Origin of the sequence: Nocardia brasiliensis (genome assembly GCF_011801125.1) — a bacterium.
GTDB lineage: Bacteria > Actinomycetota > Actinomycetes > Mycobacteriales > Mycobacteriaceae > Nocardia > Nocardia brasiliensis_C.
On sequence record NZ_CP046171.1, the window covers coordinates 3,077,249 to 3,089,064 of the forward strand.

Sequence of the window (11,816 nt, forward strand, 5' to 3'; positions counted from 1 at the left end):
CCTGCCGGAAGCGCTCAGCGGGTGAGCAGGATGTCGCGCAGGCGGGACACCGCGGCCGCGTGCACTCCGAGACCCTCGGCGATGTAGTTGTCGAAAGTTTGGTAGGAGGCCTGGATTTGGGCGAAGGCCGCGTCCAGGTATTCGGTGCGGGCGACGGTCGCGCCGTAGGCCTCGTTGGACAGCAGGAACTCGGTGTCGACGGACGGGCGGGGGACGCCGAGCAGGGTCATCAGGGTTGCGGTGGTCCAGCCGGTGACGAAGGTGCCGGAATTGCAGTGGTACAGGTAGCCGGACCGGCCGCTGGCCGAGAGCGTGTTCAGCACCTGGCCGAAGGCGGCGCGATTGGCGGCGGAGGTCACGTAACTGCGGAACTCGGCCAGGGTGTCCGAATCCGGCTGGGCGAGTTTGTTCCTCGCGGGTGCGGGGTCCGGGTCGCCGACCGGGGCGAGCAACGCGACGGAGCCGGGCGGCAACCGGTCGGGGCCGTGGATGGCGCGGGACTGGGTCGAACGCAGGTCCGCGACGGTGTGCGGGCGCAGCTTGGTCAAAACCGCGAACTGCTCGTCGTTCACCTGCGACAGCGCCGCCGAGCGATACACCGCGCCGGACACGATGCGTCGCCCGTCCGCCGCCGCGTAGCCGCCGATATCCCGCAGATTCAGGGTGATATCGATGAACGATTCGGGCGCGGCCCAGGCGGGCGCGTGCGCGACCGCGGCGGTGAGCCCGCCGACGGCGAAGAGGCGCAACACCGTTCGCCGGTCCACCCGGAGTCGATCGGATCGGGTCATCGCTCGCTGTCCTTTCTCGCGGGGGCCTTGTGCGCGATCACCAGGGTGTCGGAACCACCCAGCGGCACCGTGGAGTGGCTGGTGCATCCCGCGGCGGTGAGCCAGTCGATGGCCTCGGCCACCGGGTACTCCGAGCCGCCCGCGGTGACCAGCAGCATGTTGAGGCTCACCAGCACCCGTGCCAGATCCGCGGGCTCACCGGTGTACATGGCGTCGTAGACGAGCAGCGCCCCGCCCGGCCGCACCGCCTGAAACGCCTTGTCCACCAGCTTCGCTCGTTCGGCACTCGACCAGTTGTGCAGCACGTGGCCGAGAATCAGCACGTCGGCTTCAGGTAGCGGATCGGCGAAGAAGTCACCGGCGACGAACTCGGCGCGATCCGCGACGCCTCGGGCGGACAGGTGGGCGTCGAATTCCGGGCCCATCGGCGTGAGGTCGAAAACCGTTGCCCGCAAATGCGTGTGCCGCCCGAGCAGGATGCTCGCGAGGTTGCCGCGGCAGCCGCCGATATCGGCGAAGCTCCGATATCGCGACCAGTCGACCACCTCTGCCAGGCGGTGCGCGACCGGCGTCGACGCCGAATCCATCATGCGCAGGTACTGGGCCCGCTGCTTCGGGTCGGCGAGCATGCCCAGGAACGCTTCCGGTCCGGCACCGGCCGCCTGCGGTTCGCCGGTGCGCAGCGCGGCATCGAGCGAACCCCAGGTCGGGTACAGCATGTGGTCGGCGCGGCGCAGGAAGCCGCCGAGGTACTCGGGCGTGCCGGGGACCAGGGTGCGCGCGACGAGCGGCGAATTCCGGTACCCCGCCGCGTCTTCGGTCAGCAGGCCGAGCAGGGTCAGGCCGCGCAGCAGGTCACCGACGCCGCGCGGGTGCAGGGCGGTGCCCGCCGCGATCCGGGCCGCGTCGGCGGGTTCGTTGGCGGCGAGCCAGTCGAATACGCCGACCTCGTGCGCGGTGAGCAGCAGTTTGGCGTGGCAGAAGGCGTTGGCGAGCTGTTTGATCGCGGCGGCGTCGCGCAGTTCCGGCATGGTCATCGCACGGCCACCGCGATCGCGTTGGCGAGCAGGGCGACGAGGGCGAGCACGGTGCGCAGCAGATGCAGGGTGCGCCAGCGTGCGCGCGGGTCGTCCCACCCGGGCGGGATCGCGGCCGGATCGGTGGCGCGGGCCTGCCGATTCAGCGGCACGTTGCCGAACTGCGAGACGAGCGAGACACCGAGCTGGGTCAGCGCCGCCCCGGCGAACAGCGGCCGTGACACCGGAGAATCGGTGTCGACGGCGAGCAGGATGTCCGCGGCGATGCTGCACACCACCATCGGCGGCATGATCCGGTCGAAATATCGACCGGCCAGCGTGTGCACCCGCACGTAATCCGACGCCGGTAACGCGGCGAACATCGGGACCAGCCCGATCGCCACCGCGACGAGCACCCCGGCCAGCACCCCGTTGCCCAGCAACACCACGACTGTCGCTACCACCCTGACCACGGTTTCTCCTTTCGCAGACCACACCATGACAGGGGTGTCTCGAGCGTCACTGGATTCGCGCTCCGATCGTTCTCGATCGCGGGCGGCCACGATCACCGCACGAGCGGGCGGAGCGGAGGGCTGCGGTGACGCGCACGGCGGTGGTGATCGGCGGTTCTGGGTATCTGGGTCGCGGCATCGGCGAGTTCCTGGCCGCGCACGGGTGGCGGGTGGTGCCCGTCGGGCGCGCCGAATTCGATGTGGCCGCCGCGCCGATCGCGGCGCTGACCGAGCTGCTGTCCGGCGCCGAGCTCGTCGTCAACGCGGCGGGCGCGCTGTGGCAGGTGAGCGACGCGCAGATGGTGACGGCGAATACCGTGCTGATGCAACGCCTGCTCGACGCCGTGACCGCGCTGCCGCGGCCCGCCATGGTCGTCCAGCTCGGCTCGGTGTACGAGTACGGATCGGGGCACGGCGGCACGGTCGACGAGTCGACGCCGCCCCGTCCCGAAACCGCGTACGGCCGAACCAAACTCGCCGCCACCGAAGCGTTGCGCCGCTGGCCGGGTGACGGCGTGGTGCTGCGCTGTTCGACGGTGATCGGGGCGCGGGCGCCGCGTGCGGGCCTGCTCGGGTCGATCGCGCATCGGCTGGCCGAGCTCTCGGTCGAGGATGCCGTGCCGCGGGTGCTCGAGTTGCCTGCGCTGCGCGGCTCGGTCGACGTGCTCGACCTGCGCGACCTGGGTGCCGCGGTGCTGGCGGCGGCGAACGCGCCGGCCGCGGCGGCGGATGCGGCGGTGGTCAATATCGCCTCGGGCGCCGCGGTGCCGGTCGAGTTCGCGGTGCACCGCCTGATCGAACTGAGCGGGGTCGCGGTGCGGCTGGTCGGCGTCGGCGGCGCGGGCTCGCCACGGGCGGCGGCCGGTGCGCCGCCGATCTCGATCGAGCGGGCATACCGGCGGCTGGGCTGGGCGCCGCGCTTCGCTCTCGACGACACGCTGCGGGCGCTCTGGCGCTACACCAGTGAGGCTCGAACCGGTGCGAGTAACACATGAGCTGTGCCTAGTGAGCCGATACCGGCGGATGACGATGTCCTGGACCTGGTGCGCGCGCTGCACCACCGCCGCAGGCCGCGGACCTTCGAGCCGGGCGTGACCCCGATCCCCAGTTCCGGCGCGGTGCTGGACGCGGACGACCGGGTCGCCCTGGTCGAACAGGCGCTGGAGCTGCGGATCGCCTCCGGCGCCACCGCCTTACGCTTCGAGCGGTTGTTCGCCAAGGCCATCGGCGTGCGCCGCGCGCACCTGACCAATTCGGGGTCGTCGGCGAACCTGCTCGCCCTCGCGACGCTCACTACCGCAGAACTCGAGGAGCGGGCGCTCAAACCCGGCGACGAGGTGATCACCGTGGCGGCCAGCTTCCCGACCACGGTCAACCCGATCCTGCAGCACGGCATGGTGCCGGTATTCGTCGATATCGAACTGGGCACCTACAACACGACGGTGGACCGGGTCCGCGCCGCGATCGGGCCGCGCACCAGGGCGATCATGATGGCGCACACGCTCGGCAATCCGTTCCCGGCCGCCGAGATCGCCGAGTTGGCCGCCGAGCACGGGCTGTTCCTGATCGAGGACAACTGCGACGCGGTGCTGTCCACCTATCAGGGCCAGACCACCGGGACATTCGGCGATTTCGCGACGGTGAGCTTCTATCCCGCGCACCACATCACCATGGGTGAGGGCGGCTGCGTGCTCACCGACAACCTGGCGTTGGCCAAACTCGCGGAGTCGATGCGGGATTGGGGCCGCGACTGCTGGTGCGAGCCGGGTGAGGACAACCGGTGCCGCAAACGATTCGACCAGGATTTCGGCGCGCTGCCGTCCGGGTACGACCATAAATACGTCTTCTCGCATATCGGCTACAACTTGAAGACCACCGATATCCAGGCCGGGCTCGGCCTGAGTCAATTGCGTAAATTGCCGGATTTCGTGGCCGCGCGGCGGCGTAACTGGACGCGTTTACGTGACGGACTCGCCGGCGTCCCGTGGCTGCTGCTGCCGCACGCGACGCCGGGCAGCGATCCGAGCTGGTTCGGCTTCGTGCTGACCGTGGCCGACGACGCGCCGTTCGACCGGCGCGCGATCGTGGACTTCCTGCTCGCCCGCAATATCCACACCAGATTCCTGTTCGCCGGAAACCTGTTGCGTCAGCCCGCTTATCGGCACGCTCCGCATCGCATCGCGGACCGGTTGACCAACAGCGACATCGTGACCGAGCGCACCTTCTGGGTGGGCGTCTATCCCGGATTGACCGACGAGATGATCGACTACGTGGTCGCGGTCATCCGGGAATTCGCCACCCGCCCGGTCCATGGCGTCCGCTGAGCCGCTCAGTCCTTGCGGTTCTGCTTGCGGCGCCGCTGAATGATCTGGGAAATGACGAACAAGGTGATCAGAATGATGGCCAGGATCAGCCCCTGCATCGGCCCGCTCATATTCGTACCTCCGGCTCGACAACATCATCTACTCCCGAAAGTATCGGCGGCGGCGCCTGCGCCGGACAACAGAGGAAGATCCGCAATCGGGGCGGAGTTTTCTCCTATCGGCGCGCGCGGTCCCGCGTGGTCGCGCACGTGGCCGGTAGATTCGCGGTATGCGACCGATTGATCGCGCGAAAGCAATGGTCGTCCAGATGCGCCGCCGAATCTGGAATCTGGGTGTCGGGGTGGGCGACACCGGGCCCGGCGGAATGTATGTGCTGCTGATCGCGCTCGCGCTGCCGCTGTGGGAGGCGAGCACGTGGCCGGTCGGCCGGTTGGCCGCCGCCGTGTGCGCGGTCGCCGTTTTCGGCACGCTGTTCGTCTGGAGTCAGTCGGATATGGCGGGGCGCCCGATGCGAGTGCGGCTCGGACTGCTTGTGGCCATGACCGCGGTCGCGGCGGCGGGCGCAGCGGTTTTCGGCACGTCCTGGGTGGTCGTGCTGCTGCTCACCGCGGTCGCGTGCGTCAATCTGCTGCCGCTGGTGCTCGGTTCGGCGCTGGGCGTGGTCGCGGTCGGCGCCATCGCCTGGGCGGTCCTCGGCGAGGGCGGGGCGGCGCTGATGGTGTTCGGCGCGGGCATGATCGCGGTGCTGCGCGCGCGTTTGCTGCTCGAGATCGTGCAGTCCAGGGCCACCAGGCAGGCGATGGCCGCGGCCGCGGTCGGGGACGAACGGCTGCGGATCGCGCGGGATCTGCACGATCTGCTCGGCAACAGCCTGGCCACCATGCTGGTGAAAGCCGAACTGGCGCAACGGCTCGCCCATCGCGATCCGGACGCCGCGGCGGCGGCCGCCGCCGAGGTGCAGCAGGTGGGCAGGCAGACCATGCTCGAGGTACAGGAGGCCGTGCGCGGCTATCGGGCAACCACGCTCGCCGACGAGGTGGAGCGCGCCAAGCAGAGCCTCGCGCTGCTGCGCGACGGCCTCACGGTGCGCATCCCGGAACGGGTGTGGGACGAACAGGTCGACACGTTGCTCGGCTGGGTGGTGCGCGAAGCCGTGACCAACGTGCTGCGGCACGCGGACGCGAGCCGCTGCGCCATCACGGTCCGGGTGCACGAGCAGCCGCGCGCGGTCGAGTTGACCGTCGACAACGACGAGCTTTTCGGCCGCTCGTCCGGCGGTGGCGGGCACGGCTTGATCGGTCTGGCCGAGCGCGCCCGCGGCCTGGGCGGGACGGTGAGCGCGGGCCCGACGGCCGACGGCGGGTTCCGGCTCGCGGTGTCGGTGCCGTTGCCCGCCGCACGACCGGCAGAATCGTCGGCATGATTCGTGTGGCGCTGGTCGAGGACCAGACAACGTTGCGAGGGGCCATCCGCACGCTGCTCGAGCTGGAGCCCGATCTCACGGTCGTCGCCGATCTCGGTTCGGGCGCCGGCGTGCCGGAGATCTTCGACGAGACCCGCCCCGACGTGGTGCTGCTCGACATCGAGATGGGCGAGGAGAGCGGGCTCGCGCTCGCCGAGAAACTGGCCGAACGCCCCGACCCGCCGCTGCTGATGATCCTGACCACCTTCGAACGTCCCGGCTACGTGCGCCGCGCGCTGGAGGCGGGCGTGCGGGCCTATCTCACCAAGAACACGCCGGTCGGCGATATCGCGCAGGCGATCCGCGAGGTCGTCGCGGGCCGCATGCTCATCGAGGACCAGCAGCTGCGCGCCGCGATGTCGGTGGGCCAGAACCCGCTGACCGAACGGGAACGCGACGTGCTGGTGGCCGCGCGTTCGCACGACACGGTCGCCGAGATCGCCGCGCATCTGCATCTGTCGGTGAGCACGGTCAGCAACTACATCACCGCCGCGATCTCGAAGACGGGCTCGCGCAACCGGATCGAGGCGATCCGGTTCGCGGAGGACAACGGCTGGCTGTGAGCGCGGCCCGGCTCAGTGCGTGAGGGTGCGCCAATAGTCGTGCAGCGCTTGGTCGATGCTGCGGGTCACCCGCCAGCCCAGTACCCGCGCGGCGGTCTCGGTGGCCACCTCCAGCCAGATCGAGCTGGTGCCCGGCGCGGTCGGCGCGGCCGCGGACTCGATGATGTCGACCGGCACCTCGCTGATCGTGACCAGCCGCTCGACCAGCTCGCGCACCGAAAGCGCCTGTCCGCGACCGATGTTCACCACGTCGACGGGGGCGCGCGGGCGGGCTGCGGCGAGCACCGCGTCGGCGAGGTCGCGCACGTCGATGTAGTCGCGGTGGGCGGCCAACGGCGACAGTTCGATCCTGGCCCGGCCGTCCCGATTCGCGGCCAGCGCCGAGCCGACCTTGCCGATCAGGCTGCCCGCGTGCACGCCGGGACCGATGCTGTTGGTCGCCCGCAGCACGATGCCGTCCACCGTGCCCGCGGCGGTGGCCGCGCGGACCAGCTCGGTCGCCGCCAATTTCGTGCGGCCGTAGGCGGATTCGGGCCGGGTGGGCACCGACTCGTCGACCGCGCCCAGCTCGGGCAGCGGGCCGTACTCCATCACGCTGCCCAGATGGACATAGCGCGGGCGTTGTTCGGGCAGCTCGGCAAGTGCGGCGAGCACGGTCTCGGTGGCGGTGACGAACGAGCGATGCAGCTGCGACTCGTTCAGTCCCCAGTAGGAACCGGCCGCGTTCACGACGAGGGCCGGTCGCACGGTGCGCAGCACCTCGATCAGCGGGCGCGGGTCACCGGTTTCGAGGTCGAGGGCGCGGTGCGTGCCATCATTCGACTCCGTCCGGCGTGACCCGGTGACCGTGCGATAGCCGTTGTCGCGCAGAGTGTTCGCGATATGGCCCCCGACGAATCCGGTGCCGCCGAGCACGAGCGCGGTGCGCCGCGGGGTGTAGGCGGTCATCGCGACCCCACGCCGAGCACGTCCGCGGCCAGCTCCATCGTTCGCAATGTCGCGGCGGCGTCGGGGTGTTCGCCCGGTTGTGCGCCCTCGTGCGCGGCGGTGAAATCGGTGAGGATGTTGCCGAACTGGTCGTCGGGGGCCAGATGCAGCTGTTGGATATCGCCCGCGCGATCGAGGAAAACCCGGGGCGCGAGATCGTGGGGGAGGGTGAACGCCCGCTCCACCGAGATGCTGCCCTCGGTGCCTGCGAGGTGGTACTCGCAGCGGTAGGGCGCGCCGATCGCGAACTCCAGGTCGGCCTGCGTGCCCGCGCCGTCGCGCAACCGGGCCGAACCCGACAGGTCGACGCCGGGGAAGCGGTCGTCGCGGCGCGTGCGCGAATGTTCCACCCGCAGGTCGGGTCTCAGGAAAAACAGCGCGGCGCGCAGGGCGTAGCAGCCGAGATCGGCCAGCGCGCCGCCGCCGAGATCCGCGCGGTAGCGGAAGTCGTCCGGGGCTCGCTCCGGAATCGTGAACCGGACGGTGAGCTGTCGCAGCTCGCCGATCGCGCCGGCCGCGACCAGCTCACGCACCGCCGTGTGCTGGCGGTGTCGCGGAAAGGTCATGCACTCCATCAGGGTGCGTCCCTGGTCGGCCGCGAGCGCGAAAAGCTCTCTCGCGGTGTCGAGCTCGGTGCGGTCCAGCCGCGGCGGCAGCATCGGCTTCTCGACGAGCACGTCCTTGCCCGCGCGTAAGGACCGCTCGATCCAGTCGCCGTGCAGCGCGTTCGGCAGCGGCAGGTAGACCGCGTCCACCGCGGCGTCGTCGAGCACCCGCTGGTATTCGCCCGCGGTGCGCAGCCCGTGCTGTGTGGCCCAGCGCGCCGCGCGCCGCGGGTCACGGCTGCCGATCGCGACGAGTTCGGCGGCCGGGTGCCGCGCGAGCGCCGGCATCATTCGCCGCTCGGCGATCTGTGCGGTACCCAGGATTCCCCAGCGCAGCATCGGGCTCACCAACTCGCCAGCAGACAGGCCATCAGGCTGCGCGCCTGCACGTTGGCGTAGTTGCTGTGGATCAGCAGATTGGTGATCTGCGCCGGTGTCATCCAGCGGAAGCCAGGCGGCTCGGTGAGCGGGAAATCAGCTGGGAGCAAACGGATTTGGTAGCGGTTGTCCGCGTGCTGGAAGCGGCCGCCCTCTTCGGACTGCAACCCGCTGTAGCGCACGGTGCCGAGCTCGTCGTCGAGTACCTCGCGCAGGAAGGCGGGTCTGCGGTGGACGGGCAGGTCTCGGTGGTTGGCCGGCTGGCACTGGACCGATGGCGCGAGCTCGGCGACGTCGAGCACGCCCGCCTCGAGTTTGGCGTTCACCAGCAGGTGCAGCACGCCGTCGATCGCGGTGGCGAGGAACACCGCGACGCCCTGGCCGACCGGGGCGAGCAGCGGTTGGGTCCACGAATCCACCTCGCGCTGACCGGCACTCACCCTGGCCGCGATCACGCGGAAGTACTTGCCGGTGACGTGGGCGATCTCGTCGGCGCCGCGCCGCCAGTCCGCGACCGCGCCCAGCGGCATGAGCCGCTGGCGCAGCTCGTGCCTGGCCTTGAGATCGGTGAGCCAGTGCAGTATTTCGGCCGCGCCGTGCCGCGCGGCGGCGCTCGGATCGAGCCCACGCGCCAGCGCGCGGGTGAATTCGTCACCGGCGGCGGCCCGCGCCGGATCGATCCGCCACGGCACACACGAGAGCACGGTGCGCGCGTCCATGTTCACGGTGTTGTCCTGGCGCAGCAGCTCGCGCAGCACGCCGAGGGTGAGCCAGCAGAAGCCCGGCAGCGTCTCGACCGGGCCGGTGGCCTCCACGACGATGTTGCGGTTGCGCTTGCGCAGGAACCACGCGCCCTGCTCGGATTGCAGCACGTCGACCAGGACCGCCTCGGGCCTCGCGTCGAGGAAGTGCTCGAGGTAGGGGACCGCTCGCCCCTGATGGACCCGCAGGTAGTTGCTGCGCGTGGCCTGCACGGTCGGCGAGAGCTGCACGCCGCCGATGTTTCCCGGCTCGGCCTTGGCCTGCATCAGGAAGTGCAGCACCCCGTCGAATTCCTTGACGAGGATGCCGAGCACGCCGATCTCGGGCTGATTGATGATGGGCTGCTGCCAGTGCTCGACGAAGCCGAAATCGGTGCGCACGTCCAGTCCCTCGATGGTGAAGAACCGGCCGCTGTCGTGGCCCAGATTGCCGTCGTCGTCGAACTGCCAGCCGACCAGGTCGGCGAACGGAATCTGCTCGACGACCAGCTGATCGGCGCGCCGGCACGCGGCGAACCAGTCGTGGAAGCCGTCGACCGAGCACAGCGGTGTCGCGGTGACGGCGGCCGAGCGGGCGAACCGCCAGGCCAGCTCGTCGTCGAAGGTGGCGACCGATTGCTGCTCGACCTGTGCGGCATTCCCCATGCGGACAGGGTCCGGTGCGGCGTTCGAGAACCACTGGGACGCCGATGGGGCCCGGTGCGGCTGGAGCGCGCCCCGAAAGATCCTCGAGCGCGCCACCCTAGCCTCGCCGCCATGCCCCACCGAGACGGTGACACCGCGGTGCCCGGCGCCGGGCCGTCCGGAGCCGCGCGACCGGCGACGATCGTCGCGACCGAGCTCGCGCTGCCGGATGTCTACCTGTTGCGCTCGCACCAGTTTCCGGACGAACGCGGGCACTTCCAGGAACTCAGCCGCACCGATGTGCTCGAGCGGATCACCGGCTACCCGGTCCGGCTCGAGCAGGTGAACATCTCCGTCTCGCGGCGCGGGGTGATCCGCGGCATCCACGTGGTGGCTCGCGCGCCAGGGCAGTCGAAGCTGGTGACCTGTGTGCGTGGCTCGATCATCGACATCGCGGTCGACCTGCGGGTCGGTTCGCCGACCTTCGGCCGGTTCGAACTGGTCGCGCTCGACGAGCGGATGACCGCCGGGGTCTATCTCGGGCCCGGCGTCGGCCACGCGTTCGTCGCCACGGCCGAGGACACCCGCGTGCTCTACCAGTGCTCGACGCTCTATACCCCAGGCAGCGAGCTCGCGGTGAATGTGCTCGACCCGGCCCTCGGTTTGCCCTTGACCACCGGATTCGATCCGATCCTTTCCGAAAACGACCGTGGCGCACCGACTCTGGCCGAACTGCTGGAGCAGGACCTGCTGCCGCACTATCGCCCGCGCTGAGGGCCGAGGAGACCGCCGTGATGGACGCCGTCTATTGCCAGCGCCCCGATCCCGCCGACCCGCTGGCCGCGCTGCGGATCGGGGAACGCCCGCAGCCCGCGGCGCCGGTCGGATGGACGACGGTGCGGATGCGCGCCGCGTCGCTGAACATGCGCGACATCGCGACGCTGCGCGGCATCGGGGTGCCCGCGCACGCCTATCCGCTCATCCTCGGCAACGACGGCGCCGGCACGCTCGCCGACGGTTCGGAGGTGGTGGTGCACGCGTCGGTGGGGTCGGCGGGATGGACCGGACCCGAGGCGCTCGATCCGGACCGGATGGTGCTCGGCTCCTATCACCAGGGCACCTTTGCGGGCTGCGCGACGATTCCGCGCCGCAACGCGGTGCCCAAACCGCCGGAACTCTCCTTCGCCGAGGCCGCCTGCCTGCCGACCGCGTGGCTGACGGCCTACCGAATGTTGTTCGTGACCGCGGGGGTTCGTGCGGGTCAGACGATCGTGGTGCGCGGGCGCCGCGGTCTGGGCAGCATCGCGACGGCCCTCATCGCGCTCGCCGCCGCGGCGGACATCGAGGTCTGCGTCCGGGCCGACGCCGCCGATCACGCGTTGGCGCGGCGCTGCGGCGCGGCCGTCGTGACGAGTGCCGAGCAGCCGTTGCCCACCGGCTTGGACGCTGCCTTCGACGCGGGCATCGATGTCGCGGACTGGTGGTGGCCGATCGAGGTGCTGCGCCCCGGCGCGCCGATCGTCTGTTCCGGTTACCGGGCGGGCGCGATCACCGGTTTCGACACCGTCGCCGCCGCGCGGGCGCTGCACACGCTGATCTTCGCCGAGCATCGGCTGGTCGGCTCTGGCATGGGCACCGCAGCGGACCTCGCGGCACTGATGGACTTTCTGGTGCGCACCGGACTGCGCCCGCGCATCGCGCGGGAATTCACCCTGCGCGATGCCGCGACCGGGTTCCGGGCGATGCTGGGCGCGAGTGTCGCGGGCAAGATCGTCTTCCAGATCCCCTGAGCG

The 11,816-nt window shown here is 70.4% G+C and carries 12 protein-coding genes; 6 read left to right on the top strand and 6 right to left on the bottom strand.

From position 1 onward, the window contains the following. Window positions 1–14: 14 nt before the first annotated feature. The 3 genes from F5X71_RS14060 to F5X71_RS14070 are packed head-to-tail and all read right to left on the bottom strand — an operon-like array spanning window position 15 to window position 2,280. Entirely contained in the window at window positions 15–791 is a 777-nt protein-coding gene (locus F5X71_RS14060; protein ID WP_167462350.1) for a tyrosine-protein phosphatase, read from the bottom strand. Next, a complete protein-coding gene (locus F5X71_RS14065) occupies window positions 788–1,828 on the bottom strand; it encodes a methyltransferase (protein ID WP_167462351.1) in 1,041 nt (346 codons plus the stop codon). Before F5X71_RS14065 ends, F5X71_RS14060 begins: the two co-directional genes overlap by 4 nt. Continuing rightward, a complete protein-coding gene (locus F5X71_RS14070) occupies window positions 1,825–2,280 on the bottom strand; it encodes a DUF1772 domain-containing protein (protein WP_238815881.1) in 456 nt (151 codons plus the stop codon). The genes F5X71_RS14065 and F5X71_RS14070 overlap by 4 nt, the downstream gene beginning before the upstream one ends. A gap of 125 nt (window positions 2,281–2,405) precedes the next feature. On the opposite strand from F5X71_RS14070, the gene F5X71_RS14075 reads away from it, so the two are divergent. The 4 genes from F5X71_RS14075 to F5X71_RS14090 all read left to right on the top strand — a co-directional run bounded on the left by F5X71_RS14075 (window position 2,406) and on the right by F5X71_RS14090 (window position 6,668). Next, entirely contained in the window at window positions 2,406–3,314 is a 909-nt protein-coding gene (locus F5X71_RS14075; protein WP_167462353.1) for an NAD-dependent epimerase/dehydratase family protein, read from the top strand. Window positions 3,315–3,317: 3 nt separating this feature from the next. Then, on the top strand, window positions 3,318–4,643 hold the full coding sequence (rfbH, locus tag F5X71_RS14080; RefSeq protein ID WP_238815882.1) for a lipopolysaccharide biosynthesis protein RfbH: 1,326 nt from the start codon (window positions 3,318–3,320) through the stop codon (window positions 4,641–4,643). A gap of 268 nt (window positions 4,644–4,911) precedes the next feature. Further along, window positions 4,912–6,066 carry a sensor histidine kinase gene (locus F5X71_RS14085; protein WP_203218298.1) on the top strand — a complete coding sequence of 385 codons (1,155 nt, stop codon included), beginning with the start codon at window positions 4,912–4,914 and terminating at the stop codon, window positions 6,064–6,066. Then, window positions 6,063–6,668 carry a response regulator transcription factor gene (locus tag F5X71_RS14090; RefSeq protein WP_167462354.1) on the top strand — a complete coding sequence of 202 codons (606 nt, stop codon included), beginning with the start codon at window positions 6,063–6,065 and terminating at the stop codon, window positions 6,666–6,668. Before F5X71_RS14085 ends, F5X71_RS14090 begins: the two co-directional genes overlap by 4 nt. A gap of 12 nt (window positions 6,669–6,680) precedes the next feature. Here F5X71_RS14090 and F5X71_RS14095 read toward each other — a convergent pair whose 3' ends face one another. Genes F5X71_RS14095 through F5X71_RS14105 form a run of 3 tightly spaced genes read right to left on the bottom strand, consistent with a single transcriptional unit; the run spans window position 6,681 to window position 10,044 of the window. Then, the gene (locus F5X71_RS14095) at window positions 6,681–7,616 is read right to left on the bottom strand and encodes an NAD-dependent epimerase/dehydratase family protein (protein WP_167462355.1); all 936 of its coding nucleotides are present in this window, start codon (window positions 7,614–7,616) and stop codon (window positions 6,681–6,683) included. Beyond that, window positions 7,613–8,599: a Gfo/Idh/MocA family protein gene (locus F5X71_RS14100; protein WP_167462356.1), complete on the bottom strand. Its 987-nt coding sequence runs from the start codon at window positions 8,597–8,599 to the stop codon at window positions 7,613–7,615. The genes F5X71_RS14095 and F5X71_RS14100 overlap by 4 nt, the downstream gene beginning before the upstream one ends. 5 nt (window positions 8,600–8,604) lie before the next feature. Beyond that, complete coding sequence (locus F5X71_RS14105) at window positions 8,605–10,044, bottom strand: NDP-hexose 2,3-dehydratase family protein (RefSeq protein WP_167462357.1); 1,440 nt, start codon at window positions 10,042–10,044, stop codon at window positions 8,605–8,607. A 111-nt stretch (window positions 10,045–10,155) separates the two neighbouring features. Between F5X71_RS14105 and F5X71_RS14110 the strand changes: the two genes are divergently transcribed. Next, window positions 10,156–10,797 (top strand): dTDP-4-dehydrorhamnose 3,5-epimerase family protein, encoded by a 642-nt coding sequence (locus tag F5X71_RS14110; RefSeq protein ID WP_167462358.1) that lies wholly within the window; start codon window positions 10,156–10,158, stop codon window positions 10,795–10,797. Between the two features lie 20 nt (window positions 10,798–10,817). Next, complete coding sequence (locus F5X71_RS14115; RefSeq protein ID WP_167462359.1) at window positions 10,818–11,813, top strand: quinone oxidoreductase family protein; 996 nt, start codon at window positions 10,818–10,820, stop codon at window positions 11,811–11,813. The last annotated feature ends 3 nt before the right edge of the window (window positions 11,814–11,816 follow it).

Coding starts and splice junctions, on each gene's coding strand:
- F5X71_RS14060 (WP_167462350.1), bottom strand. CDS start 791: ATGACCCGATCCGATCGACTCCGGGTGGACCGGCGAACGGTGTTGCGC.
- F5X71_RS14065 (WP_167462351.1), bottom strand. CDS start 1,828: ATGACCATGCCGGAACTGCGCGACGCCGCCGCGATCAAACAGCTCGCC.
- F5X71_RS14085 (WP_203218298.1), top strand. CDS start 4,912: ATGCGACCGATTGATCGCGCGAAAGCAATGGTCGTCCAGATGCGCCGC.
- F5X71_RS14090 (WP_167462354.1), top strand. CDS start 6,063: ATGATTCGTGTGGCGCTGGTCGAGGACCAGACAACGTTGCGAGGGGCC.
- F5X71_RS14095 (WP_167462355.1), bottom strand. CDS start 7,616: ATGACCGCCTACACCCCGCGGCGCACCGCGCTCGTGCTCGGCGGCACC.
- F5X71_RS14100 (WP_167462356.1), bottom strand. CDS start 8,599: ATGCTGCGCTGGGGAATCCTGGGTACCGCACAGATCGCCGAGCGGCGA.
- F5X71_RS14105 (WP_167462357.1), bottom strand. CDS start 10,044: ATGGGGAATGCCGCACAGGTCGAGCAGCAATCGGTCGCCACCTTCGAC.
- F5X71_RS14110 (WP_167462358.1), top strand. CDS start 10,156: ATGCCCCACCGAGACGGTGACACCGCGGTGCCCGGCGCCGGGCCGTCC.
- F5X71_RS14115 (WP_167462359.1), top strand. CDS start 10,818: ATGGACGCCGTCTATTGCCAGCGCCCCGATCCCGCCGACCCGCTGGCC.